This window comes from Candidatus Competibacter phosphatis, from assembly GCF_012939995.1.
In the GTDB taxonomy this organism is placed as follows: Bacteria; Pseudomonadota; Gammaproteobacteria; order Competibacterales; family Competibacteraceae; genus Competibacter; species Competibacter phosphatis.
Window position 1 is genome coordinate 1 of the sequence record NZ_SPMZ01000066.1, and the last position, 24965, is coordinate 24965.

Annotated in this window: 24 protein-coding genes and 3 pseudogenes; 12 read left to right on the top strand and 15 right to left on the bottom strand. The window is 59.5% G+C overall.

What is annotated here, in order from left to right; all coding sequences use genetic code 11:
* The first annotated feature begins 392 nt into the window (after positions 1-392).
* From E4P82_RS17680 to E4P82_RS17695, 4 genes are all read left to right on the top strand, one after another.
* Entirely contained in the window at positions 393-776 is a 384-nt protein-coding gene (locus E4P82_RS17680; protein WP_246327679.1) for a DsrE family protein, read from the top strand.
* A gap of 930 nt (positions 777-1706) precedes the next feature.
* Positions 1707-2537 (top strand): ABC transporter substrate-binding protein, encoded by an 831-nt coding sequence (locus E4P82_RS17685; RefSeq protein WP_169250117.1) that lies wholly within the window; start codon positions 1707-1709, stop codon positions 2535-2537.
* A gap of 124 nt (positions 2538-2661) precedes the next feature.
* Positions 2662-4884: an ATP-binding protein gene (locus E4P82_RS17690; RefSeq protein ID WP_169250118.1), complete on the top strand. Its 2223-nt coding sequence runs from the start codon at positions 2662-2664 to the stop codon at positions 4882-4884.
* Positions 4885-5347: 463 nt separating this feature from the next.
* A complete protein-coding gene (locus tag E4P82_RS17695; RefSeq protein WP_169250119.1) occupies positions 5348-5986 on the top strand; it encodes a hypothetical protein in 639 nt (212 codons plus the stop codon).
* A 411-nt stretch (positions 5987-6397) separates the two neighbouring features.
* Here E4P82_RS17695 and E4P82_RS17700 read toward each other — a convergent pair.
* The 8 genes and pseudogenes from E4P82_RS17700 to E4P82_RS17735 all read right to left on the bottom strand — a co-directional run.
* Positions 6398-6683 (bottom strand): annotated as a pseudogene (locus tag E4P82_RS17700) (integrase core domain-containing protein); the annotation flags it as partial.
* A gap of 366 nt (positions 6684-7049) precedes the next feature.
* The gene (locus E4P82_RS17705; protein ID WP_169250120.1) at positions 7050-8429 is read right to left on the bottom strand and encodes a hypothetical protein; all 1380 of its coding nucleotides are present in this window, start codon (positions 8427-8429) and stop codon (positions 7050-7052) included.
* Positions 8430-8639: 210 nt separating this feature from the next.
* Entirely contained in the window at positions 8640-9272 is a 633-nt protein-coding gene (locus tag E4P82_RS17710; RefSeq protein ID WP_169250121.1) for a carboxymuconolactone decarboxylase family protein, read from the bottom strand.
* A gap of 13 nt (positions 9273-9285) precedes the next feature.
* Positions 9286-10233: an isopenicillin N synthase family dioxygenase gene (locus E4P82_RS17715; RefSeq protein ID WP_169250122.1), complete on the bottom strand. Its 948-nt coding sequence runs from the start codon at positions 10231-10233 to the stop codon at positions 9286-9288.
* A 14-nt stretch (positions 10234-10247) separates the two neighbouring features.
* Positions 10248-11654: a pyridoxal-phosphate dependent enzyme gene (locus E4P82_RS17720; protein WP_312915598.1), complete on the bottom strand. Its 1407-nt coding sequence runs from the start codon at positions 11652-11654 to the stop codon at positions 10248-10250.
* Positions 11655-11771: 117 nt separating this feature from the next.
* On the bottom strand, positions 11772-13100 hold the full coding sequence (locus tag E4P82_RS17725; protein ID WP_312915601.1) for an NAD(P)-binding domain-containing protein: 1329 nt from the start codon (positions 13098-13100) through the stop codon (positions 11772-11774).
* Positions 13097-13663, bottom strand: coding sequence for an OsmC family protein (locus E4P82_RS17730; protein ID WP_169250123.1), 567 nt, complete (start codon positions 13661-13663; stop codon positions 13097-13099). Before E4P82_RS17730 ends, E4P82_RS17725 begins: the two co-directional genes overlap by 4 nt.
* A gap of 204 nt (positions 13664-13867) precedes the next feature.
* The gene (locus tag E4P82_RS17735; RefSeq protein ID WP_169250124.1) at positions 13868-14173 is read right to left on the bottom strand and encodes a nickel-binding protein; all 306 of its coding nucleotides are present in this window, start codon (positions 14171-14173) and stop codon (positions 13868-13870) included.
* 124 nt (positions 14174-14297) lie between these two features.
* On the opposite strand from E4P82_RS17735, the gene E4P82_RS17740 reads away from it, so the two are divergent.
* From E4P82_RS17740 to E4P82_RS17755, 5 genes and pseudogenes are all read left to right on the top strand, one after another.
* Positions 14298-16133 (top strand): winged helix-turn-helix domain-containing protein, encoded by a 1836-nt coding sequence (locus E4P82_RS17740; protein WP_169250125.1) that lies wholly within the window; start codon positions 14298-14300, stop codon positions 16131-16133.
* A gap of 176 nt (positions 16134-16309) precedes the next feature.
* A pseudogene (locus E4P82_RS17745) lies at positions 16310-16779 on the top strand (transposase); the annotation flags it as partial.
* Positions 16780-16951: 172 nt separating this feature from the next.
* Positions 16952-18412, top strand: a complete 1461-nt coding sequence (locus E4P82_RS17750; protein WP_169250126.1) for an MltF family protein — start codon at positions 16952-16954, stop codon at positions 18410-18412.
* 153 nt (positions 18413-18565) lie between these two features.
* Positions 18566-18700, top strand: coding sequence for a hypothetical protein (locus E4P82_RS22930; protein WP_281383718.1), 135 nt, complete (start codon positions 18566-18568; stop codon positions 18698-18700).
* Positions 18697-18864: a hypothetical protein gene (locus tag E4P82_RS17755; protein WP_169250127.1), complete on the top strand. Its 168-nt coding sequence runs from the start codon at positions 18697-18699 to the stop codon at positions 18862-18864. The genes E4P82_RS22930 and E4P82_RS17755 overlap by 4 nt, the downstream gene beginning before the upstream one ends.
* 209 nt (positions 18865-19073) lie before the next feature.
* On the opposite strand, the gene E4P82_RS23315 is transcribed toward E4P82_RS17755, so the two are convergent.
* The 4 genes from E4P82_RS23315 to E4P82_RS17770 form a co-directional block, all read right to left on the bottom strand.
* Positions 19074-19235, bottom strand: a complete 162-nt coding sequence (locus E4P82_RS23315) for a cytochrome b (protein WP_312915604.1) — start codon at positions 19233-19235, stop codon at positions 19074-19076.
* The gene (locus tag E4P82_RS17760) at positions 19232-19630 is read right to left on the bottom strand and encodes a cytochrome b (protein ID WP_312915607.1); all 399 of its coding nucleotides are present in this window, start codon (positions 19628-19630) and stop codon (positions 19232-19234) included. The genes E4P82_RS23315 and E4P82_RS17760 overlap by 4 nt, the downstream gene beginning before the upstream one ends.
* A 491-nt stretch (positions 19631-20121) precedes the next feature.
* Complete coding sequence (locus E4P82_RS17765; RefSeq protein WP_169250128.1) at positions 20122-20556, bottom strand: PIN domain-containing protein; 435 nt, start codon at positions 20554-20556, stop codon at positions 20122-20124.
* Complete coding sequence (locus E4P82_RS17770; protein ID WP_169250129.1) at positions 20522-20764, bottom strand: DUF6364 family protein; 243 nt, start codon at positions 20762-20764, stop codon at positions 20522-20524. The genes E4P82_RS17765 and E4P82_RS17770 overlap by 35 nt, the downstream gene beginning before the upstream one ends.
* 197 nt (positions 20765-20961) lie before the next feature.
* On the opposite strand from E4P82_RS17770, the gene E4P82_RS22935 reads away from it, so the two are divergent.
* Together E4P82_RS22935 and E4P82_RS17775 are read left to right on the top strand one after the other, a co-directional pair.
* Positions 20962-21090, top strand: a complete 129-nt coding sequence (locus E4P82_RS22935) for a hypothetical protein (RefSeq protein ID WP_281383719.1) — start codon at positions 20962-20964, stop codon at positions 21088-21090.
* A gap of 57 nt (positions 21091-21147) precedes the next feature.
* Complete coding sequence (locus E4P82_RS17775) at positions 21148-22128, top strand: tyrosine-type recombinase/integrase (RefSeq protein ID WP_169250130.1); 981 nt, start codon at positions 21148-21150, stop codon at positions 22126-22128.
* Between the two features lie 130 nt (positions 22129-22258).
* Here E4P82_RS17775 and E4P82_RS21525 read toward each other — a convergent pair whose 3' ends face one another.
* Entirely contained in the window at positions 22259-23632 is a 1374-nt protein-coding gene (locus E4P82_RS21525; RefSeq protein WP_211203205.1) for an alpha/beta hydrolase family protein, read from the bottom strand.
* Positions 23633-23933: 301 nt separating this feature from the next.
* On the bottom strand, positions 23934-24161 hold the full coding sequence (locus E4P82_RS22375) for a CBS domain-containing protein (RefSeq protein WP_246327681.1): 228 nt from the start codon (positions 24159-24161) through the stop codon (positions 23934-23936).
* A gap of 28 nt (positions 24162-24189) precedes the next feature.
* Here E4P82_RS22375 and E4P82_RS22380 point away from each other — a divergent pair, with 28 nt between their 5' ends.
* The gene (locus E4P82_RS22380; protein WP_246327682.1) at positions 24190-24378 is read left to right on the top strand and encodes a hypothetical protein; all 189 of its coding nucleotides are present in this window, start codon (positions 24190-24192) and stop codon (positions 24376-24378) included.
* On the opposite strand, the pseudogene E4P82_RS23810 reads toward E4P82_RS22380, so the two are convergent.
* Positions 24325-24534, bottom strand: a pseudogene (locus E4P82_RS23810) (CBS domain-containing protein); the annotation flags it as partial. The gene E4P82_RS22380 and the pseudogene E4P82_RS23810 sit on opposite strands and share 54 nt — an antisense overlap.
* Between the last annotated feature and the right edge of the window lie 431 nt (positions 24535-24965).

The window sequence follows — 24965 nt, forward strand, 5'->3', positions numbered from 1 at the left end:
CCTCCGCCTCGTCGAACAACTCCTCAAGGCACCCGCGCTGGCTCAGGCCGGATCACCGCCAGTCGGCTAGCGCTCCCAGTCGGTTGCGGCCGAGCATGAGCCCTCCCACCGATGCTTGCCGCTCTCCTCGAATTTGCGAGTGACCCTGTCACTGATTCGCCAAATTCTTTTCGCCGCGGTATGTCCAGTCGAGCCCATTCCAATCATGGAACCGGTCTCTTTCGAAACAATTGAAACAAAATGGCCAGCCGTGGAAATCGTATGGAAACCCCAGTGGGTTAATTTGAGTTTTAGACTCGCATAAGGTATCGCTGAACGCTCGATACATTTGCAGTTCGATCTTCCTCGTACCGGTCAATCCGGAGATTCTTCACCGCAAACAGAGAATACTGATGATGTCTGAGCACATTCCACAGTCAAACCGTGAGCTAGTAGTGTTGGTAACCCGTGGCACTGATCATGAACTATCGTCGGTCGCTTTCACGATCGCTTGTGGCGCAATAACTTCTGGAATGAAGGTCTATGTTTTCCTCGTTAGTTCAGCCGTTGATCTTGTGCGCCATAAGGGTGTTGACATTACGCATGTGCCACCGCTGGATCCGCTGAAATCCCTAATGCAGGACTTCATCGCACGCGGCGGCACGATCTGGGCATGCCCACCCTGCGTCAAGGCCCGTGGCTACGTACAGGAGGATTTTATCGACGGCGTAACCATTCAGGGCGCAAGCGCGATGCACGAGCGGCTCAAGGCAGGCGCGGCAAGTCTCAGTTTTTGAACTGCGCCTTGACGCCCAACCTACCCATCAACCGGCCGTCTAAAGCCAATTTCACCGGCTGTATCACGCCGGTTATGGGCAAAGTTAGAAGAAAAAGGAACTTCTGCATGAATGACGACGATATAAAAGAAAACATCATTGGCCGCAGTTAAATTAGCCAGCGAATATGCACAAAGTTGTGTGGAAGATGTTCGCGATAAACGGGTGTTCCCAAATATTGCTAATTTGAATTCACTATCTCAATTTAGCATTGCCTGAGGTGATCTGTAAGGCAACCACAATAATAGAAACGCTTAATAAATATAGGGTACCTGCCACCGTTTCCTATATGGGAGGATGCTATTTTTGGTTAGTTGTGGGTGGTTCTACGCCTGCTTCCATGGAGGTATCTATCATGAATGTTGCCTGGGATCAGGTTGCAAGTATGGAAAATGCCACACCAACCGCAATCTATTCGCTTGTACAAAATGAAGGTGAATGTTGGTTTGGAACCACTTTTTAGCAAGGTAAACCGGCTTTTCGTTTAAGCGAGTCATCCTGGGCCACTACGGAATAAGATACAGAGCAAACACTCAAGTCGAGTATCTGGCAACCCATTCAGTAATGAATTTATCCTCTAACAATTAGTTCTTTCGACGCGCTACGAGGGCCTCCCTAGATGTCAAGCAAAAACTTGCCATAATGAAAGGCGTGGCGATTCGTCATAATGACTCCTTACCTGCTGATCCTATTAAATTGGGTACTACCGACCCCTGTAAATGACAGAGACGAACTTCATGATCGCATCCGCACTCTCGAAAAATGGGCTTGCCTTCCTCGCATTGATAGGGGTCCTGATGCTAACGGTGACCGGTTGCTCGAAAGAGTCGAGCTCCCCTCTACGTATCGGCACCAATGTCTGGATCGGCAGTGAGCCGCTCTATCTAGCGCGTGGCCTGGGATTTTTTCGACCCGAAAGTCGTGCAGCTCGTCGAGTATCCATCGGCCAGCGAAGTACTGCGCGCCTTTCGTAACCAGGCGATCGACGGGATGGTGATCAGCATGGATGAGCTGTTCGGTCTGGCCATCGATGGGTTGCAGCCACGCGTGATCTGCGTGGCTGATGTCTCCGACGGCGCGGATGTCGTTGTCGGGAGGCCCGGTATGCAGTCCATGGCCGATCTCAAAGGCAAGCGAGTCGCCGTGGAGAGTGTCGCACTCGGCGCCTTCGTGCTGAGCCGCGCCCTCACGCTTTCCAACATGGAGACCGGTGATATCCAGATCATACATTTGGAGTCAAACGAGCAGCCGAGCGCATTCAACCGAGGTGAGGTTGACGGTGCTGTCACTTTCGAACCCTACCGTTCACAACTGACCACAGCCGGTGCAACGATCTTGTTCGACAGTACGCGGATTCCAGGCGAGATTGTCGATGTGATTGCGGTGCGTGAGTCCGTGCTCGACGAGCAGCGCGCAGCGATGCGGACGCTACTTGTCGGGTGGTTCAAGGCCATTGAATATCTGGAAAAAGAGCCTAAGGATGCAGCCCGGCGCATGAGCCAGCGCCAGCAGATCTCGGCCGAACAGTTTCTCAGGGCGCTCAAGGGGTTGCACATTCCGACACGCGAGGAAAACCTTGCCATGTTGGACGGTGATTCTCCGAGTCTGGCAACTTCAGGTGCGCACCTGATGAACCTCATGATCGATTCCAATCTCTTGCAGCAAGCGGTTAATATCAAGGACGTGCTCGAACCGAGTCCTCTGAAGACCTTGTCACCGTAAAACAATTACTGTGGGCGTATGGATCCCGGCGTCGCTCAGAATCACCGTATTGCTCTTGATGTTGGGCTTCGCGGCGATATTGAGTGCAGTCAATCTACTGTATCACGTGCCGAGAGCAGAGCGCGTGGCGCAAAACAACGCCAGTCGACAGTTCGCGCAGGACATGTCTCGCCTGCAAAGCACTCTCGAATATCTGTTGCTCAAGGGCGAGCTCGTCATTGCACAACATGAAGTCTCGGTGCTCGCGCACAACCATGGTTACCGCCTGGTGATACTCGTCGATGACCAGCAGAAAATCATCGCAAGCACGCAGCGCATCCTGCTCGGACAGCCGGTAACGACCTCCGTACCGAGCTATGACGCCGAGCGGGCAGCGAAAGCCATTCACACCCGTCGCGCGCAGACCGCGCTCAATCCAGCCGGCGATCTGTTGTTCGGGTATGTGGGGGTGCTCTTGGGTCGCCGGGGCGAGGAGCTGAAGCCCTCGCGCAGCGGAACAATATTCCTCACCTACGATCTCAGCGGGGCTCGATCCGAGGCACGCACGCAAGTGCTCGACCAGTCGCTGTACTGGGCTGGTTGGGTGACTGCCTTGGCGCTGGTTATCTGGCTCGTTCTGCATTTCTTATTGACGCGCCGAACCACGCTGCTGGTGAAAACCGCCGAGCGGCTTGCCAGCGGCGACCTTGACGCCCGCAGCGCATTGCGCGGACGCGATGAACTCGGTCGGCTGAGCCGGGCCTTCGATGCCATGGCTACCCAGATCTCCCGCACCCAAACCCAGTTAAAAAACGATATCGAGGAACGCGTCCGTATGCTACGGGCACTGGAGGATAGCGAGGCTCAGTATCGCTCCATGTTCAACGCTTCGATCGACGGGTTGATGCTGTGGAGCGCCGACGGAGTGCTGGTCGACATCAATCCGGCCTTATGGCGGATGTATGGGGACGCGCGCGAAGATTTTATCGCTCTGGCGCCCGGTAAATTCATCGGGCCCACCAGCAACGCTGAGTTGCTGCGACCGGTTGACGATGGCCAAGCACTCCACATCGACATCAGCGATACGCGCAAGGATGGCTCTGCGCTCGAACTTGAAGTGCATGCGGTTCCCATGCAATATCAGGGCAAGCCGCATGTACTGGTGATCGCTCGCGATATCACCGAGAAGAAACAAGCCGTTGAGCATATGGCTCGACAGCGCGAGGCCCTGCACCAGCGAGAGAAACTGGCCGCCTTGGGTTCGCTCCTGGCCGGCGTCTCCCATGAACTCAACAACCCGCTATCGGTGGTGGTCGGGCGAGCGATCATGCTGGAAGGGGAGATCGTGGATTCGGAAGTCCGGGACAAGATCCGCAAGATCCGGCAAGCGGCGGAGCGGGGGGCACGGATTGTCAAAACCTTTCTGGCGATTGCCCGGCAGCAGCCCCCGGAACGCAAACCGGTCGCGCTAAACGGCGTGCTGGAAGCGGCCGTGGAACTGATGGGCTACGGCCTGCGGACCGCCGACATCGCCGTCACCCTCGACCTGGACCCCAAGCTACCGGAACTCTCGGCCGACGCCGACCAACTGGCCCAAGTGTTCACCAATCTGCTGGCCAATGCCCAGCAGGCGCTGCTGGAAGTCGCCCCGCCGCGCCGGTTGATGATCGCCAGTCGCTGGGTGCAGTCGGCCGGGACGGTACACATCACCTTCACCGACAACGGTCCGGGCATACCGGAAGCGGTCCGCTCCCGCATTTTCGAGCCGTTCTACACCAGCAAACCGGTGGGGGTCGGCACCGGGATCGGCCTATCGTTCAGCTACGGCGTCATCGTCGCCCACGGTGGCCGGATCGCTCTTGAATCGCCCTCGACCGGCGGCGCCCGCTTTATCGTCATTCTCCCGCTGGTACCCACCACCCCGGCGCCTGATCCCGATCCCGCCCCGATCCTCGCCGACGCCCCGTCCCGCGCCATTTTGATCGTCGATGACGAACGCGACATTGCCGAGATGCTCGGCGAGTTGCTGACGGCGGCCGGCCACCGGGTCGATATGGCCGCCAGCGGCAACCAGGCGCTACGGCGACTGGCGCAGCGTTCCTACGACGCCGTACTCAGCGACCTGAAGATGCCCGACCTGGACGGGCCGGGCCTGTACCGGCGTCTGCAACAGACCCACCCCCACCTGCTCGACCGGGTGATCTTCATCAGCGGCGACACGCTGGGCATGGGCGCCAGCGAGTTCCTCGCCCAGACCGGCCGTCCCCTCCTCGAAAAACCCTTCGTCCCCGCCGAGGTCCTCCGCCTCGTCGAACAACTCCTCAAGGCACCCGCGCTGGCTCAGGCCGGATCACCGCCAGTCGGCTAGCGCTCCCAGTCGGTTGCGGCCGAGCATGAGCCCTCCCACCGATGCTTGCCGCTCTCCTCGAATTTGCGAGTGACCCTGTCACTGATTCGCCAAATTCTTTTCGCCGCGGTATGTCCAGTCGAGCCCATTCCAATCATGGAACCGGTCTCTTTCGAAACAATTGAAACAAAATGGCCAGCCGTGGAAATCGTATGGAAACCCCAGTGGGTTAATTTGAGTTTTAGATCCTCATTAGCCATTCCTTAAAAATCAATTGCTTATAAACCAGCCCACAAACTGGCAGACTTATAATCAATACGTTATTTCGATTACAACCTGCCTGGAAACCAAAAATGGCTAAAGTCCAGCTCATAAGCTATTGCTGAACGCTCAAATGACTAACATCTCGCTCCAGAGAGACGCTTTGGCTCGTATCCCTGAGCTTGCCTGTTAGCAGTCTCTAAAACCATTAAGGAGAATACTCATGGCTATCACAAAACAGGCTTACCTCTTTAACGGGGTCTATCGGACCATCGCCAACCGCTTGCGGGACCGGCACAATATCAAGCTTGATGAGCACGTTGCTGCCATGCTGAAAATCGGCCCCCGTCCGGGTGTGGGTGTCACGTTCAAACCGGTCGACAGCGACCGCCTGAAAAACCTTTTACAGATGCCCGCATTTGCGCACGACAACCGCAATGATTTGTGTGAGCGTTTGGCGGCCGCCGCTACCCAGGGCGAGGGCTATCGAGAGACCGGAGCGCCAAGCCTGCATTGCCAGATTGCTGCCCAGAGCTGCAACATCCATCTGGATAGTTATGGCTTTGTCGCCATCGCGCCGGATGGTCAGAAGTACTACAACCCGGATTTGGTTCAGCACATTGTCGATGAGTTAGGATGGGGGACCGTGGTCGGATGGTTGGATAACAAGCAACCTACCTTGGGTCGTTTCATGAACCGCTTCCATCCAATCCTTCCCAATTCCCGGAACCGCTACAATCTCGCCCTGGGCGGTCAGTTCATCCTGAAGGAGGGTCAAGGGTGGAGCCTGGGGATCGAGCGTACCTATTCCTCAAGCGGCGAGAAAAAAATCATGGCCAATCTGGAAATCCTACACTGGTAGCAGGATCTTTTCGCCGTCACCGAGTGGTCGATGCAGGGTAATCACGCTATGGAGTCGCTGAAGTTGGCGTACTCAAGAGGAGGTTCAACCGATAGTTGTCATTTTACACGCCACATTTCATCAAGGTCGCTTACCTGTGGGGGGAATCGTCGCTCGAAGCAACGTTGGCTGCCGCACCGTCCGCGCGCCTCGGGGTTTATCCTTATCACATCGAAATTTCCGTGCCGCGGGACCATCTCGCGTAGGCCAAAACCCGCTTCGAATCCAAGGCCGGCCTAACTCTGGATCGGATGGTCTTCATCAGCGGCGTCACGCTGGGCATGGGCGCCAGCGAGTTCCTCGCCCAGACCGGCCATCGCCTCCTCGAAAGACTGAACCACCCCGGGTTTCGCGGAGGCTGTTTAATTTGAGTCAGCCTGTTACGGCCTGCTTGTTCAGACTGCGGTAATCGTGGGCTTCCGCTTCGGCGGTTGGAACGTAGCCGATGGGTTCAAGCAGTCGATGATGATTGAACCACGAGACCCATTCGAGCGTGGCCAGCTCAACGGCTTCCTGGGTTTTCCAGGAGGCATGGCAGTGAATGACTTTGGCCTTATAGAGCCCGTTGATCGTCTCGTCCAGGGCGTTGTCATCGCGATCGCCCTTGCTACCCCACCGAGGATTCGATGCCAGCCTCGGCCAGCCGCTCGGTGTCGCGTTCGAGCGCCTTGATGCGCGCCGCCTCGGCTGTCGTGATCCCCTCACGCTGCCCGGTGTCGCGCTCGTGCTGGCGTACCCATTTGCGTACGTCTCGGCCGTGCAGCCGATCTTGCCCGCGATCGACACGATCCACCACTCACTGCGATTCGTATTCCGAGCGATACTCGTTCAACCTCCGAATTGCCCGCTCCCGGATCTCCGGCGAAAACTGTGCTGACTTCTTCATGGCTCCATCTTCTCAAAGATTGGAGCCTCCACAGAACCCCCAGGGTGGTTCACTCGGGACTGAACACCTAACCACAAAGATGTCCTTTCGAGCCTGTCAAAACGCTCAAACCGGACGGTGACCGTGATCGGGCGTTATTTATTCGTGGATAGAGCTTTTCTCGCGGGCGGAGCGGGCGGAAAAGAGGGGGGGCGCGGGTCGCGCGAGCGAGCCGACCGCAGCCGCCCGAATCGCCCGCGCCGGCCCGGACGGAGAAGGTGGGGGCGTGGATGGCGCGCGCGAGGGCGTGGAAGAGGGCACGCTGGGCTGCAGCGTCAAATCGACGCGCAGAGTCACTTCATAGTCGCCGTACGCACCGCCGATTTTGCTGGTGACCTTTCCCGACTTCGGGATGCCGATCTGTTCGGCGAGCGCGTCGGCGTGCGTGCGAAAGTTCGGGCCGGCCTGCTCGCCCACGAGCTTGAAGGTTCTCGCCCCGACTTTCCGCGCCATCTCGGCGGCGCGGCGGATCATCGCCCGATGAGCGGATCGGGCCAATTGAATTTCAGCCGTGGCGCCTTCCCCGCGCAGGACGATTGACGTCACCCGATAGGTGACGCCCTCCCCGGCGCTGTCCACGCGCGCGATGAGATTGCCCGGCCGACCATATTGGCCGAGGCGGACGGCGGGATTATCGCCTTGCATGATCCGTTTCAAATGGGGGGGAATCGATGGATCGGGAACCGGTTCGGGTGGCAAATAGCTTCGTGACGTCGGCGTGCGCCCAAGCTCTGACGCGGATCGTCCTCCTCGTCCTCCCCCCATGCCCCCCATGCTCGCCATCCCCAGGACGCCAAAAATCACCGGGCCGAACCAGGTTTCGAACTTGTTCCAAGCCTTGGTGATTTCGATCGCCTTCTCGTTGGCTTGTTGCAACGTGTAATGCTCTCCCGTTGCCTCGCGGGCTTCGAGCCAATTGAGCAACTCGTTTGCCGCAAACAGCATGGCATTGGTGGCGTCGAGACGGTCGGCCGCCTCTTGATAGGTGGGGCCCAGCGCATCGCGTCTGCCTAACTCGAACCGATTCATGTTGTCGGCGTAAACGGCCGGATTCATGTCGTGGATCTGGCGGCGTATTCTGTCCTCGTCGATTCCTGCCCGCGCTCGCTGCTCCGACCAAAAATTCTGCCAGATTTGAAACAGTTGATGAGCATTCAAGTAGTTATCGAAAGAAGCAACGGCTATGAACTCCGCTTTCCGAGCTTGCCATTGCCTCCCGATCTCGGTGTGCTTGGTGGCATGCACTGGTTCGCTGGTGAAGACAAAGCCGTGTTTGTCCGCCATGCTCAAGGCCGCTTGAAGCATGGAAAATTTGATGTTCCATCGACTGGCTTCTCGGAATACGGCCCGGGTCCAATCCACGGGAACAAGTCCACTGAAGCACGGAACGTTACTGAGAATCCACTGCAGTGCGAGTTCCAGGCTATAGCGAACACCCATGGAAGGAGTACTGAATGGTTCGTCAATTGAGCTGGCCATACGATTCTCTTCTGAAGTCCATCGATCATGGATCAATCTTGCGCCATTGGGGGGTTCCGAAGCTGACCAGATACATGGTCGATCCGAACGGCTAGAAAGCCTTGAAACCGTGGTGATCGCGCCGAGTAGCGCTGCGTACTTCAACTTGACGAAAGCCGCGGAAACTCAGCCCCATCAGCGCGGGCAGTACTGACGGCTGTTGATGCGAGGTCAAGCGCTTGCCCCGGTTTCGAGTTCATCGAGCAGACACTCTGCATCCCGGTGGTCGATCGGCCGACCGACCGTCAGCGACCACCGGAGAGCTTCATCCATGCTCGACCAAGGGGCGTCGGCCAGGACCCCGAGCCCGTCCAAGATCTTGGTAAAGAAAGCGCGTCCGGCCGCCGTGGCGACGATGTCGAAGATTTCCGCGTCGCCGATTCCGTGCCGGCGCAGGGCATCAATGTCACGCTGCTCGATACTGGCCGCATCCCGCGCGATCTTGCGCGAGAAGGCCATCATCTCGCGCTCGGCCGCGCTGAGGTTTTCACAATCCCCCTGCTCGGCCATCGCCAGGACTGCTTCGGCGCTGAGGAACTCAGTCAACGCCTTGCCGTGCGCCAGCGTACAAGCGGAATTGCGCAGCGCATGCGCGGCGGCAAAAGTGATCAGCTCGAAGCGACGCTTGTCCATGGGCCGATGGATCTCGGCGAGCAACCTCCCCCAGCGCGCGAGCACTTCCGGCCGGTGGCTGAAGACTTTGGCATAGTTGGGCACGTAGCCCCAATTCGCCTGCTGGCGTTCGTACATGGCACGCGCTTCGCCGGTTGCCTGGCTGGGCGCAACGGTTTCGATGAAGGACATGATGGTCGCCTCCTTATAGGGCATAGTGTTCGATCTGTACTTCCGCGCCGTGATCGGCATAGTCACCGGCGGCCCGCAGGGCACGGAATTCGCCCCAGTTGATGGGCCGATAGCGGGCCGGATTGCGGCTATCCACCACGGATGACAGGGGCGCGTAATCGGTGGCGTAGGACGGGTTGTAGAAGAAAGGCGCGCTATAGCGCTCCCGCCCGCTGGGAGCGAGCGCCCGGTGCAGCGGGGCTTGGTAGCGGTCGTTCGACCACACCTGCAAGACGTCCCCGATGTTCACGACGAGGGTATCGGCACGGGGCTCCACCAGATGCCAGCGCCCCTCGCGGAATACCTCCAACCCGGGCACCCCGTCCTGCAGTAGCAGGGTCAACGCACCGGCGTCGGTGTGGTGATTGACGCCTAGGAAGCCCTGGCTCGGCGTGCTCGCTCCTTCCGGCGCGGCCGGCTCGGGACAGGCCGGGTAGTAGTTCAGGCGCGCAAAGCTGGTCTGCGCCGTACCGAAGAAGCTCCGCAGATACCTCGGCGGCATGGCGAGGTTGGTGTTCAAAGCATCGATCAGCCGCACCGCCAGCCGCTCGCAGGCAGCGTAGTAGGCGCGCACGGCCGGCTCGAAGCTTGGCAACCCGGTCGGCCATTGAGGCTGTAGCATCCCGCCGTCGGCTGGCCCGTAGTCAAACACCTGCTTCCAGTCTCGCGTGTTCTTGGTTAGCTCCCGGTCGTAGTAGCCCCAGGGATTTTCCTCGCTGCGCTCAATCGCGCGCTTCGTCGCCTCGGGCAGGGCGAAGAATTGCCGCGTCGCCGTCAGCACCTCCCGCAAGACAGAGGCATCAATGCCGTGGTGGGTAACCTGGAACAAGCCCCATTCCCGGCAGGCGCAGTCGAGGGCCCGCAGGGTCGCGCGTCCTTCGAGCGCCGTGATGTCGATGATAGGTACCTGCATCGCATTCATGATGACTCTCCCGCTCAAGCCGTCGTCCGCGGCTGCAACCACTTCGGAAACAACGTGTAGGGATCGAGATCGACACTGGTGTCGTAGTCGATGCCGCAGGCCTGTAGGTGGCGTTGCAGCGCACCGTTACGCATGGCATCGAACAGCTCCGTGCAGCCACCGATGTGCGCGCCGCCGATATAGATCTGCGGTATGGTGGGGCTGCCCGTATGCCGTGCGAGTACAGCGCGAATCTTGCCGCCACGCTCGGCGACTTGATACTCGACCGAGTCGAGATCGACGCTGCGATAGCGAATCCCCAGCCGCTTGAAGAGCTTGCGCGCTGACCAGCAGTACTCGCACCACTCCAACGCGAACAGCACCACCGATTCCTCGCGCACGAGATCGGCAACGTAGCGTTCGGCTTCGGCATCAAGCGTTGCGTCAACATGGCCGCGCTCGACGGCGGCGCAGGCGGCCGGCACGTCGAAGCGGTAGCCGGGCGTCGAGCGCGACAGGGTCAGCTCCTCGGCATTCATTTCCTCGGCGATGTCCTCGAACAGCGGCGTCGACAAATAGCGCTCGCCGGTGTCGGGTAGCATGACCACGATGTTGCTGCCCGTCGGCGCGCAGCTTGCGACCGCGAGCGCGGCGGCCAGCGTGGCGCCGGCCGAGGTGCCGACGAAAATGCCCTCGCGGCGCGCCAGCTCGCGCGAGCAATGCATGGCTTCGCCGCCACTCACCGGCACGATCTCATTGATGAGATCCTCGGCGAGCGCCGTCTCGGTCAAATGCGAGACGAAGTCGGGGCTCCAGCCCTGCATCGGGTGCGGTCGGAAGCGGGGATGGCTCCCCGCAGGCTGGCCGTCGGCATCTCGGGGTTGGGGGATGCCACTGCCGAGCACCGGAGCGTTGTCCGGCTCGGCTGCAATGACCCGGGTGCCCTTGCCCGCCTGCCTAAGACCCCGGGCCACCCCCAGCAGCGTGCCACCGGTACCGAAGCCGGAGACGAAGTAGTCCAGTGATTCGCCGTGGAAATCGGCCAGAATCTCCTGTGCCGTGGTGCGGGTGTGCACCTCGGCGTTGGCCTCGTTTTCAAACTGACGGCACAAGTACCAGCCGTGGGTCTCCGCCAGTTCGATGGCCTTGTTGAGCATGCCGGTACCCATCTCCGACGCTGGCGTCAGCACCACCTTGGCGCCGAGGAAACGCAGCATCTTGCGCCGCTCCACGCTGAAGTTCTCCGCCATCACGATGACGAGCGGATAGCCACGCCGAGCACACACCATGGCGAGGCCGATGCCCGTGTTACCGCTGGTGGCTTCGATCACCGTCTGGCCCGGCTTGAGTTCGCCGCTGCGTTCAGCCGCTTCGATGACGGCCAGCGCCATGCGATCCTTGACCGAGCCCATGGGATTGAAGGATTCCAGCTTGACGTACACATTGACCCCCCGCCGGTGCCAGCCCGGATAGCTTTACCAGCGGCGTGTTACCTATGACTCCAAGAATGCTGTCGTACTTCATGATCAATTTCCTCGATGACCTGGATGGAGAGAGGATTAAAGTGCCATCCGTTCGCGGTACCGACGGGACTGGGCCTGGAGGTGGCCGACAAGATGCGCGGCAAGCTCGCGCGCGTCGTCCTCGGCACCGTGGATAAAGCTCGACTTGCGTCGCCGCAGGAACGGCAGGCCCATGACATACAGGCCCGGCGCATCAACGACGCCGCCGTGGTGTCGGATGCCGCCCTTGCGATCGAGTACCGGGATCGCCAGCCAGCCGTAATCTGGGCGGAAACCGGTCGCCCAGATCACCGTGCGTATGCCTTCACGTTCGAGGTTTAGGCTCGTGGCGGGTGAGAAGGCGATGTGCGTGGCCTCGAAGCGCTCACCCGGCGTTAAACCGTCGGCATAGCCACACGCGGCCGCCCAGTCATCCAGCGTGGTCAGCAGCCGATGCATCTTCAGATCGGCGAGCGCGCACACGTTACGCAGAGACCCGGAGAACAGCGCCTTGCCATCGCGCACGCCGGCCAAGCGGCCGACAATGCGTACGCCTTCCGCGCCGAGAACGTTGAGATCAACGATGGGCCGCTCGCGCGAGCCGACCAATTGGGGCGAGGCCACGGCACGGGCGCGCGCCAAGTCGTCTGGGCCGTTGGGCAAGGCGTCGTGGCGCTGGTCCAGCAGTCCCGCGGCATGCATCCACCACTGGATGTCGCGTCCGCGATAGACCCGGGGTATGCGTACGTGCTCACCCACGGCGAGGGTCACGGCGCGGCCGGCGCGCTGTAGCTCGTCGGCCAGCTGCAGGCCGGTCGCCGAGGCGCCGACCACCAGCACGCCGCCGTCCTCGATCTGGCTCGGATTACGGTAGCTGAAGGGGGTGAGCTGGGCGATGCCCGCAGGTAGGTCGGCAGCGAGCCGTGGCACCACCGGCTGGTTGAATGCGCCGCTGGCAATGACCACGGCGCGGCAACACCAGTCGCCACGGTCGGTGCTGACACGGTAGCCGGTGCCCTCCGTCTGTAGCCGGGTTACGGTTGTGCCGGTTAGCACCGGTGCCAAGCTTGCCCGCGCATAGCTGGCGATAAAGGCAACCACTTCCTCGCGACTCATGTAGCCGTCGGGATCGTCACCGTTATAGCGGTAGCCGGGCAGGCGACTGAGCCAGTTCGGCGTGAGCAAGTGTAGCGAGTCCCAGCGCTCGCGGCGCCAGGCGTTGGCCACCTCGCCTCGCTCCAGCACGACATGGTCGATGCCGAGCGCGGCGAGGCAATGGCTCATGGCCAGGCCGTTGTGGCCAGCACCGATGATGACAACGTCGATGCCGCGCACCGGCCGCCGCACGTCGGCGTTCGCCCCGCAGGCCGCCATGATGGCGATCACGCCACGACCACCGACACATCGGTCGGATTGGTGATGATGTCAAACACCGCCGAGCGCTTCTGCGATTGGGCCACCAGCGCCTCGATTTCCTCGCGGCTGGCATTCGCGTCAATGGCATAGGTGACTTTCACTCCGTCGAAGCCATTGCGCACGTCGCCATCAATGCCCAGGATGCCCTGCAGGTCCATGCCCGCTTCCAGCGTCGCCTTGACCGAGTGCAGCTGGATGTTGCGGTTCTGCGCCACGGCGGCGATACCCGCCGTCAGGCAGCCGGCCAAGCCGGAAAGCACGATTTCTACCGGCGTGGCGCCGTGGTCTTCGGCAGCGAATATCTCCGGGTGATCAGTTTCCACATGATGCACTTGCTTGCGCCGCTGCTCTTCTCCAAGGCCGAAGAAGCTGTCGATGTGGGTACGGGCGCGGGTGCCCCTGATCCATTCACAGCTGGCGCGCCACTTGAACTGGGCGGCCTCGGGGGCCTCGGAAAGCGCTTGGCGCGCGCCGAGCAGGGCTTCAACATTGACGCCGTTGTCGGCAGAAGCGGTCGCGATCAGAGTATTCATGGTAAACTTCCTCAAAGATGGTTCATAAAGTGCTTGGGATTTATGGGTTGAGAATCAATTCATTCAACTTGCGCCATCAAGTTTATGGAAGAGGTATTTCTGTCCGATTTCTCCTCTCCACCATGTTTGTTTCTATTGTTTCAGATGGAAGTGCCGCAGCGGCGGCAGTCCAGTGGACTGCCGTCACAGTGCGGTTGTTGCTGTCTAGGCGACGCTCGCCATCTGGTTGACCGGGTCCTCGCGAACCACCACTGTATCCTCGATCAGAACGATCTCGTCGGCGCTCATGCCCACGCGGCGGGCATGTTCCTGGATGGCGTCGGCGTCCTCGCCTTGGTAGATGCAGACCGTGCCGAGACGGCCGTCATCCTCGCGAACCACGTAGGAGCGAATCCAACGGACTTGGTCAGGCATTTCCTCGTTGCCGACCCGAGCGGACACCCCGGCCGTCACGCTTAACTCGGCCGTGTCTTTCCAGTTGCTCTTGCGACGAATGGCGAAGGTTTGCATGCTGAAACTCCTCTCGATGAAGTGAATGAAGAGGCACCAACGGTGCTCTCGTTGTCTGACCGCCGAAGGGTCTTCAGCGGGGGACGATGCCAGGATGCGCCAGCGCGCGACTCAAGTCCTTTCCGTGTTCGGATTAAGTTCTTATCATTATCAAATCCCTTACCGCGCCGATTCGCCCACACTCCAGATGACCTCCGGTATCCACCGTTTCGGGACCTTCGAGCTCGACCCGAGCCGACGAGACTTGCGCCTGGACAAGCAAGAGGTGCTGCTCCAGCCGCGCGTGTTCGACTTGCTGTGCTACCTCGTCGAACACCGTGACCGGGTCGTGAGCAAGGAGGAACTGCTCGATACCTTGTGGCCGGGCGTGGTGGTCACCGAGAGTTCGCTGCAAAGGGCGGTCAGTCTCGCCCGTGTTGCGCTGCAACAGGGCGGAATGGAGGGCGCGATCCGTAACTATGCGCGGCGCGGATACCGCTTCATGCCCGAGGAGAGCCAGGCGGCCGACACCCCCCCAGCAGGGGACAAGCCGGTCTTGGCCCAGGCGGAACGCAGCTTCGCCCAGGCCCTATGGCAGGACGCGATGCGGGCATTCAAGGAGGCCGACCAAATCCAACCACTGGACGCCGCATCCCTGGAACGCTGGGGCATCGCCGCGCAGTGCGCGGGCGACCTGGCCAGTGCCGTGGGACCGCTGGAACGCGCCGCCGTGGTCTATTCCAGCCGTGGAGCGCGCGAAGCGGCCGCCCGGACTCTGATCAGCCTGGCGCGCATCCAGATGGAATCGCTGGATCTGGCCGTGACGCAAGGCTGCCTGCGTCGCGCGGAACGCTTGCTGAGCGGCTTACCCCAGGGTGAGCAGCACGGCTATCTGGCCTGGATGACCGCGCGCCTCCACCTCAACCTGGGGGAGCTGTCCGAAGCCATCCGGCTTGCCCAGGAAGCGCGGGACATCGGCCACGTGCTGGGCAACGCCGACATCGAATCCATGGGCATGCTAATCTGGGGCATCGGCCTGCAGGCCAGTGGCGATGCGAAGGCTGGCCTGGCCTTGCAGGACGAAGCCGGCGCGGCGGTGCTCTCCGGAACTGTATCGCCCCTGGTGGGCGGACTGGTCTATTGCGGCATGATTGCCAGCTGTTGCAATGGCGAGGATTGGCTGCGGGCGGGACAGTGGCAGAAAAGCTTCACGCGCTGGTGCCAACGCAGCAATATCGACACCTTTGCCGGTCCCTGCCTCATACATCAGGCGGAAGTCTTCGCCGCGTCCGCCAGGCTGGAGCAAGCCCGGGACGCCCTCGTCCGCGCCGACCCTCTCATCCTCCTCGGCGCACCTTGGGCGCTGAGGGATGCTCACCGCCTGATGGGCGACGTGCATCTGGCGCGCGGCGAATTGGAAGCGGCAGAGCACTGTTATCAGCAGGCCTATCAGCATGGGTGGGAGCCCTACCCCGGCTACGCGGAACTATTGCACCGGAGTGGTCGAGGCGAGGACGCCATCCGTGGTCTCAAGCGCGCCGCGACACTGACTCACTGGATGCCAAGCGAACGCAAGGCCCGCTATCTGGCTCTTGCCGCTCAGATCGCAGCCGAGTTGGGCCAGCTGGATGAAGCGCGAACCCTGCTTCAGACTCTCGACGGGGAGCCCCGTAGATGGGAATTCGGGGCACTCGCCGGACACGTGGACCGCGCCCGCGCCGAACTGGCTTGGTCGGAGGGCAAGATGGAAGAAGCACAGCATCGGCTGCATCGTGCCCTGGGTTTGCTGCAGAACAACGGCGCCGTTCTGGAGGCCGCGCGAATTCACCTGCGGCTGGCCGAACTGTCGGCGCTGCAAGGATACGAGAGCGCGGTCCACATGGAACTGAGCACCGCCGAGGGCGTGTTTCAGACGGCGGGCGCCGAGGGCTACCTCGTCCAATGCCGCGCCCTGCGAGACACCTTGTCGACCCATGACTGAAGATAGATCGTAAGCGCCACCCCAGTAGGCCCTAAACCAACGTTCGTATCACGAAGGGTATAAAAAAAAGGCTCAATCTGGATTCCAGACAGTTGAGGATGGCTCGCCCCGTCGGCGAGCGGGGGCTACCCTGTACGGGTTCCGAACCACCGTGACGTGACCCAAGCCCCCCAACGATGATCAACCTTCAAAATTTGCTGGACGATGTCAAGTGTTACGAAACCGTTCGCCGGTTGCGGTGGCCCGACGGGGTCCGTTGTCCGCACTGCGGCGCGGCGGAGATCACGAAGCAGGGGCGCGATACCACCCAACCGGCGCGGCGGAAATATCATTGTGAACGTTGCCATCGCCGTTTTGACGCTCTGACCGAAACGGTGTTGGCGGGGCGTCATCAACCGTTACGGGTATGGATCTTGTGTCTGTATTTCATGGGCTTGAACCTTTCTAATGCCCAGATTGCCCAGGCGTTGGGGTTGAACCCGGATGACGTTCAGCGCATGACCGAGCCGTTGCGGGACGGGATCGTCGCCCGCCAACCCGAACCGATCCGGGTCGGGGGACGTGGAGTGCGACGAAGTCTACGTCGTGACCGGTCACAAAGGGCATCCGGACGCAGTGAAAAAAAAAAGGCCGCCGGGGTCGGCGTCTGCCGGAGTGGTTCAAAGAGACGATCCGATTGTTCACAAGAACATTCAGGGGAAGACCGATGCATCATCCACAGCACACGTTCGATCGCTCCCAGGTAGGTACGGCATCCGGTCTCCCCGTGCGGGCCGTCCCATCATGAGTTGCCCCAGCAACACAATACAAGGGTAAGTATGAACATCATCAGCTGGTGGGTCGGGTGGTTACTGTTTTTGGCATGGGCGCTCGCAACAACCGTTCACGCTCAGCCGCCGGCTACGCCTTATGCATTACCCGATGTCACCACCCGGCCTTGGACCGGCGACCTGGACGGCATGATCCAGCGGCGGCAAATTCGGATTCTGGTGCCCTATTCCAAGACCTTCTATTTCGTTGACCGAGGCACCCAGCGCGGCTTGGCTTACGACATCGGCCATCTGTTCGAGGATGATCTCAACCGGACGCTCCATAACCAACACATCCGCGTCCATATCGTGTTCGTACCCGTGACCCGTGACAAATTCATACCTTACTTGTTGGAAGGTCGCGGGGATATTGCGATGGCTAACCTGACCATCACCCCGGAACGCCTCCAGCAGGTGGATTTCACCGAACCGACCCGCCGCAACGTCGCGGAAATCGTCGTCACCGGTCCAGCGTCCGGACCCATCACGGCGGCGCATGCACTCTCGGGCCAGGAGGTGTATGTCCGTCGGTCGTCGAGTTTTCGCGAAAGTCTGGAGCAGCTTAACGCCGAGTTCGTCAAGGCCGGCCAGGCCCCGGTGACCTTGCGGTTCGCGCCCGAGGATCTGGAGATCGAGGATATTCTCGAAATGGTGAACGCCGGCCTGGTCAGGGCCACCATCGCCGACGATTACGTCGCCGGATTCTGGCAACAAGTCTTCCCCAAGGTCGTACTCAACAAAGAGGCGGTGATTCGCACTGGCGGCGACATCGGTTGGATGATCCGCAAGGACAGTCCCCAGCTTAAGACGGAACTGAACGCCTTTCTCGCCCGCTATCCCCAGGGTTCGGTGCGGCGGAATCTGTTGCTGCAACAGTACTGGAAGAGCGCCAACTACGTAAAAGACGCGGTTTCCCAGGAAGAACGTGCCAAATTCGAGCAGATGGCGACCTTCTTTCGCCAGTACGGCCGCCAGTATCGACTGGATTACCTGTTGATGGCGGCGCAGGGTTATCAGGAATCGCGGCTCGACCAGACCGTCAAGAGCAAGGTGGGGGCCATCGGTGTGATGCAGGTGATGCCCGCCACCGGTCAACAATTGCAGGTCGGCAATATCCGCCAGTTGGAGCCGAATATCCACGCGGGGGTGAAATACATCCGCTTCATGATGGACCGATATTACGAGAAGGAACCGATAGACCCACTCAACAAGGGCCTGTTCACCTTTGCCTCGTATAACGCGGGGCCAAGGCGCATCGCGCAACTGCGCCAGGCGGCCGCCCAGCGGGGATTTGATCCCAATATCTGGTTCAACAACGTCGAACTGATCGCGGCGGAGAAGATCGGTCGAGAGACCGTGACCTATGTGTCGAACATCTACAAGTACTACCTCGCCTACACCCTTCTCACCGAGGAACAGGCGGAACGGGCCAAGGCCAGGGAAGCGCTGAAACAGGAAACCAGGCAGTAATCCCGGCGGACTGTTACGTGGGGGCGGTTGATGACGATGAGCGTAACCAGTCGAGCGCCGGGTAGCGCGGGAGCGGGTGGGTATCTTGCCGGGTTGACCGGCACATGGGTCGATTGCGATCGACGAAAACCTAATCACCCGAGGAACCCACTGATGACGATGATGTGGCCGTTGATGACCGAAGATAAGCGGTTGGCGTTGTCGAGGCACTGGGCGGATCTAACCGGATTTGTCGCGGCGGCGGCCCGCGACGAGCTACCAGCGCACGCATTGGAACACGGCCTATGATCGCGCCTGTACAACTGGGCCATGACCTGCAAGTGGCCTATTTCGCCCTGGCCGGTGACGGGGATTGCGGCGACCGCCTGCCCCGGACCGACGGACGCGAGGTCCAGCGGTTGCCCGACCGTCATGACCGGCCTTATCCATCGATCTTGGGGATTTCACTTTAGGCGCGGGTGGTCTACGGCACCTGGGAAGACCAAGCGATCGAGGCGGCGCCGTTGGATGCCCGGCTGGTGTTGCCGAAAAATCAATTTGGCTCATACAGGGTCGCCCCCGCTTGCCAAGCCATCACTGCATCACGGCGAGACGGAAAGACTGCGGCCATGGATTCGGACTTTGATGAGGCCGTCGCCTCGGTCCCTGATGGCGTCCGCATCTAGCGGAACAGGCTCATCCGCGCCATCACCCCGTCGCGCTTGACCCGCCAGTGCCACAACGCGGCGCCGACGTGCAGGACGATGAGACCCAGAAGGAGCCAGCCGACCCAGCCGTGGAGCGAGAACAGTCTCTCGCTGAGCGCCTGATCCTTGCTGATCAACCCCGGCAGGTCCAGCCGAAGAACGACACGGGGTAACCACCCGCCGCCGTGGCGAGCCCCCCCAGGATCGGCATGGCCAGGAGCGCCATGTAGAGGAGGTCATGCACCGTATGGCTGGCCACTCGCTCAAACCCACCGAGGGGTGGCCGATGCGGCGGGACGCCCAAGACCAGCCGGACACCCAGGCGCGAGAGCATCAGAACCAGGATCAGGACACCCACGGTCTTGTGGGTGGTGTAAAGGGCATCGGTCACCGTCTTCCCAAAAAACTCTCGGGTTCCATCGAAACCCAGGAATCCCAAGATCATGCCGATCCCCAGCGCCAGCAGCACCAGGAAAGCGATCAGCCAGTGCAGCAGGCGTTGTACCAAGGCGTAGCGATGAGTCTCGATCATGGTGTCCTCCCATGGGTACTGTTGCCAAGAATAATCAAGTTCAAAAACCATGCAATGACAAGCGATGCTCGATAGGGATACCCGACGGTTGAAGCCGGCTCGCCCCGGCGCGGATCGGGGGCGACAGTGGATGGGTTCCGAGTGGCCGCAACCAGAATCCGCCAACGATGATCCTCCTCGGGGTTCAGCTCACGCCACTGAATCTCCACGGTACCGAGATCCTCCATGCCAGGATGAATCGCTCCAGCAAGGAATTGACATAACACGGAACATGTATATTTACAGCGTTTATTCCGCCGCGCGGCCGATCCATTCACACCCGATAATCGATTTTATCTTGTGTACAGGCAAAATCTTAGACCCCATTGTCTTCATGAACACCATCCCGAACGCAATCCAACTCGCCATCGAGTCCAACGGCTTCCAACCGCCGCTTCCGCAACGGCACCTCGGCACCCTCATTCAGCCCGGTCAGCGTTGGGTCCGGGATTTCACGCGAAAGGATTGATAATTCGTACCCCGGAGAGCGTACGTCCGTGTTGGAAATCTTCCGATAGCAGCTCGGTACATCCCCCCATCATGGCCGCCTGCAGGATCATGGCGTCCCAATAAGAAAGCCCCTGGAAGCGATGGAGATCGATCGCGGCCAAGACGAGTTCCAGGCTCGGTTTGACTACTTCGAAACGCCCAAATTGCTCCGTTCGTCGGCGCGCCAAGCTCGGTTCCAAACCGAGTTTGCGAACGGCGTTGACGTAGTATTCGCTGAGTACTTGAATCGAGAGTACCCCTGCCCGTCGCCGACGCAACTCGACCAACAGATCGATCGCGATACGCTGCTTGCCGGCATCGAAGCGGTCATCAGCATACAGGAGGATATTGGTGTCGATGAAACTACGAGCCACGATACCGATCCAGCCGTTCGGCATAGAGGGCTTCTCGCGAGAAACGCACACCCTGGGAATCACCTTGACCGGATAACGCGCGCAGTTCCTCCACCTCGGTTTCCAATTGGGCTTGTCCCGCCAACTGTTCCAGATAATCACGCACGACCTGGTTCAGACTTTTGCCCATCGCTTGCGCTGTCTGACGGGCCCCCTCAGCCACTCGTTCGTCAACCGACAAGGTTAAGTTCATTGAGTGATCCTCAATATATCATTGGACACATGATATGTGCACACATATTACGTGTCAATATAGCATGCCAACTGAGGTTTCGTGGTGTGTATTGCGGACGATCAAACCGCGTTGGAAGGTGAGACGGTATCAAGCGTCATGAGGTTGCAAGGGAAAAGAACCGGCCAGCCGCCGACCGCCAGGGGGTCCAATGCTACGTGCTGATCGTCGCGCCCCATGGGGTCACCCTCCGCCTGGCCGCTCGCTATCGCGCAAAAATGCTGGGCCACGACTGGCTCGCCACCACGGAAATGGACCTCAATCTCACCGAACACCCTGGTTATTGAGGAATTTCTGAATAAGTGGTAAATGGCTTTCTATCATCGCCACCTTCTCATGAGGCCATGAGCGCAATCCAGCCCGCCACCGAATCCGCCCTCTCCAACCGTCCACTGACCGCCGCGGAATTTCAGGGCCTGGCCGAGGTGCCCCGGGAACTGGAATGGTTCGCCAACATCACCAACGCCAAAACCCGTCGCGCCTATCAATTCGACGTGCGGGACTTCACCCGCTTCGTGGGCATCGTGCGCCCGGAAGAATTTCGGAGCGTCACCCGTGCCCACCTGATCGCCTGGCGTAAGGATATGGAAACGCGGAAACTCGCGCCTTCGACCATTCGTCGCAAACTGTCGGCGATTTCCTCGTTATTTGATTATCTGTGCGAGCACAACGCGGTGCCGCATAATCCGGTCGATGGCGTCAAACGGCCCAAGGCTAATCACTATGAGGGCCTGACTCCGGCCTTGGGCGATGCCCAAGCGCGAGCCTTGTTGGACGCCCCACCCGCGACCACCCTCAAGGGCCAGCGAGACCGAGCCATCCTCGCCACCCTCCTTTATCACGGCCTGCGCCGGGAAGAACTCTGCAAGCTCCGGGTCCGCGACCTCCAACAACGGGAAGGCGTCCTGCATTTTCGCATTGAGGGCAAGGGCGACAAGATCCGCTTCGTGCCGGTCGCCGTGAAAGCGGCGCGACTCATTAAAGAATATCTGGAAGTGGCTGGACATGGTCAGGACCTGCCCGGTCCCCTGTTCCGTCCAGTGAAGAACAACACCACCGGAACGCTCAACAAGCCGCTCAACCCGGCCTCGGTCTACCAGGAGATCGTGCGGCGCTACGGGAAGCAAGTCGGCATCAACGCCGAGGTGCATGGTTTCTGCGTGCATTCGTTACGGGCGACGGCTGCCACCAATGCCTTGGCGCACAACGCCGATATCGCCAAGGTTCAGGAGTGGCTCGGACATGCTAACGTCTCTACCACCCGGCTGTACGACAAGCGCCAGCATCGTCCGGAAGACAGTCCGACCTTTCGGGTGGATTACTGAAGAAAGTCGAAATCATCGCTGACATTGATATGATCAATTTATCGGCGGTTAAATGGTTTCATCACCTCATCAAGCGTTTTTGCCGTGCTCAAGGATGGCCCATGACCATAACGCAGCGGAACTATCATGGTTACTGCGTGAGATTTGGGACGAGCGCCTCTACCATTTCCCAGACAGCCGAGATTTGTCGGCCTTGTTGGGTGGGATAAAGAGCATTGGTCGTATAACCCCAGAAATCCCAGCAGCCTTTGGGGTTGACAGCCAAGTAAGTTACAGTCCGCGCTTGCGGATAAAAAACGACGATATCGTTAGCGTCGGCCCACTCGTTGAAACCGACGTTTTCAACAAAATGAGACCAGCGCTTGCTGTAAACCGCCTTGGTCGAATCTGGGAAATCATAACCTTGTTCACAGCCGTGAAAAGCAATATGGAGTTTGCAAGCGTGGTTGTCTCTGCATTGCTTGGGAACGAACAGAAATCCTTTATCCCCTAGATAGGTTTGGCGGCTGTTGGAAAAAATGGTTGGTTGATCGAAAACAAAAATACGTTCTTGTAACCATTGGCAGCGCGGATCGGTTTCCCCGTTTTTCTGACAGTTTTGCTCCACAGTCGAAGGCGTGCCGGATTGAGCGGAGGTGCTGGCTTTGATCGAATCATTGCGAGGTTTCAGCGGATTTTGATTGTAAATGTACCGCAAGATTTCTCCCGCAGTATCGATTGCGTCGATACATTGCGTTGAGCATGCGGTGTTTGAAGAGCTCACGCAAGCGTTGGCACAGTCGTCTTTGGTGCAAACATTCAGATAAGGAGAGCCAAAAGTTTTACAGGCATTGATCTGACTGCCTATTTTTAGGTTGATGAAGTTGTCGCTGGGAACTGAATGCTCAGCGGGCAGCATTTTCAAATAACGAAGGCGCGTCGAAGCTTGATCGTCTACACCATAGTGCTTGTAAAACATCTTGTAATATTGTTGAACTGCATCCATCACACCTTCCGGCAATAGGCGGTCGGATTGACCATGAACCAAAATCACGCGTGCACGGAGGATATTTCCTGGGCTATCGATTTTTCCCGCTCTGTCCATCTCCAAGGTCGACTGATAAGAGCGCGTCGCCATTTTGATCGCTTCTGGACTGGCTTCCTGTCCTTGTGGAGCTGGTCCTGGCCCTGTGTATGATAAAAGGGCGTGGGTGGCTTGCGCCCCAAAGGCCGTACATTCCCGTAAGGCGGTCACGACGCTGCCTTGAGCACAATTGTAAGGGCCGCCAGCAATGATGCCCGCGCCCATCAAATTGCGGGAATGTGCGACATGGAATTGGTGCGCCATAAAACCGCCCGATGAAATACCCGATACCGAAATCTCATTGGGATCGAGGTTGAGCGCAAGCTTCTGGCGCACCGCTTTGAGCGCGTCGAGCGCCTGCTGTTCGGGAACGGCCTGCGCTGATGTGGCCCATGCCACTGTTGCGATGCAGAGAATGAGGCAAGTTTTCCACAGACTCACTTTTCTACCCCCTTGCTTTTTATATGTTGTCAAATTAACGAGTCGATATTTAATTATTTCCCATAACAATGCTATTTTTAGCGGTCTTATTGGGTCAATACCAACAAATTTAGCTCGGTTTCGCCAAATTTATCCCACTTTTCCGTCAGTCTCCCGGCCGGTTTTCGTTGACTTGACAATATCGGTGGAACAAGTGGGAATGCGACAGATTACCGCGCCCCCGACCGGAGAAAAGCGCTGTGCAAGGAGCACCGAAGCATCGCCGGTCCGGGTTAGTCGACGCGGATCGCCGAGGCGGTGATCACAATGCTACCCCTGCCTTCTCCAATTCGGCATAGGTGGTCGGTTGCCGCGATGGACTGATGTTCAACCCCAGCCGCAAGCCGATCTCCGAGAGCGAGAAGAGGCCGCGTACCGCCGGTATTTCGGTTTCGGGATCGATTTCCAACACCAGGGCGTGCTGACGGTTGACCTGCCGCAGGGTCGCGATAATGTCGCCCACTCGCGCGGTCAATAAGTCTTCCATCATTAGCACCTCCAGTTTCGCTCGGAGAGTCATGACGTCGGAGACGAGCAAGTCCTCGCGGGCGCAGCCGGCCTTGGCGAGAATCCGGTGGGCTTTTTTCGCCGTCGATATCGCGGCTGGTCACCAAGCCGAGAATGTGGTCGTCGGCATCGACGACCAACAGGACGCGTACGCCCCGCTTGATCATGATGTCCAATCCCTGGTCGAGCGGGATCGATAGCTCGGTGGTGACGGCGGCCACCTGGCAGAGGTCGGTCATCACCGACAAGGCGGGATCGTCAGCGGTGACCCGCCAGGGCAATTGTTGCTTGGGTCGGGCATGGCGGATTCCTCGGTCCAACCGGTGCAAGGGTAACGGGCGATAAGCGGGTTTCATCGGGGCTCACTCCTGGGTGTGAATACGAGCGGCAACGGCAATCACTGTTATTGTGCAAGTGCAGTATAAGCGATTGTTGGCCGATGAAAATGCGGCAAATTGTCACGCGATCACTCAAGCACGTCGCGAGAATGCGGCCCAGCCCGCCCGCGCGATTTGGAAGTCGGTCGACCGGATGGCATGGCGCTGCCGAGAGGGTTGGATCTGTCACTGGCTCGGGAGATTCGCTGCTGATCGCTGGAGCCTCGGGCGCCGGCAAGAGCACCCTGCCGCGCACCTTACTGAGGAGTTGAGGCGCGGCGGAACGGTAAACCGGGTTCAGTGGCCAACGCACCCAGGCGTTTGAAACCTGGCGGCCGGTGACGGATGCCCAACAGCCTGATGGCATCGCCGGGAAATTGCGCTATCCATTCAATATGTTGACAATACCA

Coding starts and splice junctions, on each gene's coding strand:
- E4P82_RS17680 (WP_246327679.1), top strand. CDS start 393: ATGATGTCTGAGCACATTCCACAGTCAAACCGTGAGCTAGTAGTGTTG.
- E4P82_RS17695 (WP_169250119.1), top strand. CDS start 5,348: ATGGCTATCACAAAACAGGCTTACCTCTTTAACGGGGTCTATCGGACC.
- E4P82_RS17705 (WP_169250120.1), bottom strand. CDS start 8,429: ATGGCCAGCTCAATTGACGAACCATTCAGTACTCCTTCCATGGGTGTT.
- E4P82_RS17710 (WP_169250121.1), bottom strand. CDS start 9,272: ATGTCCTTCATCGAAACCGTTGCGCCCAGCCAGGCAACCGGCGAAGCG.
- E4P82_RS17715 (WP_169250122.1), bottom strand. CDS start 10,233: ATGAATGCGATGCAGGTACCTATCATCGACATCACGGCGCTCGAAGGA.
- E4P82_RS17730 (WP_169250123.1), bottom strand. CDS start 13,663: ATGAATACTCTGATCGCGACCGCTTCTGCCGACAACGGCGTCAATGTT.
- E4P82_RS17735 (WP_169250124.1), bottom strand. CDS start 14,173: ATGCAAACCTTCGCCATTCGTCGCAAGAGCAACTGGAAAGACACGGCC.
- E4P82_RS17750 (WP_169250126.1), top strand. CDS start 16,952: ATGAACATCATCAGCTGGTGGGTCGGGTGGTTACTGTTTTTGGCATGG.
- E4P82_RS22930 (WP_281383718.1), top strand. CDS start 18,566: ATGACGATGATGTGGCCGTTGATGACCGAAGATAAGCGGTTGGCGTTG.
- E4P82_RS17755 (WP_169250127.1), top strand. CDS start 18,697: ATGATCGCGCCTGTACAACTGGGCCATGACCTGCAAGTGGCCTATTTC.
- E4P82_RS17760 (WP_312915607.1), bottom strand. CDS start 19,630: ATGATCGAGACTCATCGCTACGCCTTGGTACAACGCCTGCTGCACTGG.
- E4P82_RS17765 (WP_169250128.1), bottom strand. CDS start 20,556: ATGCCGAACGGCTGGATCGGTATCGTGGCTCGTAGTTTCATCGACACC.
- E4P82_RS17770 (WP_169250129.1), bottom strand. CDS start 20,764: ATGAACTTAACCTTGTCGGTTGACGAACGAGTGGCTGAGGGGGCCCGT.
- E4P82_RS17775 (WP_169250130.1), top strand. CDS start 21,148: ATGAGCGCAATCCAGCCCGCCACCGAATCCGCCCTCTCCAACCGTCCA.
- E4P82_RS22375 (WP_246327681.1), bottom strand. CDS start 24,161: ATGATGGAAGACTTATTGACCGCGCGAGTGGGCGACATTATCGCGACC.
- E4P82_RS22380 (WP_246327682.1), top strand. CDS start 24,190: ATGACGTCGGAGACGAGCAAGTCCTCGCGGGCGCAGCCGGCCTTGGCG.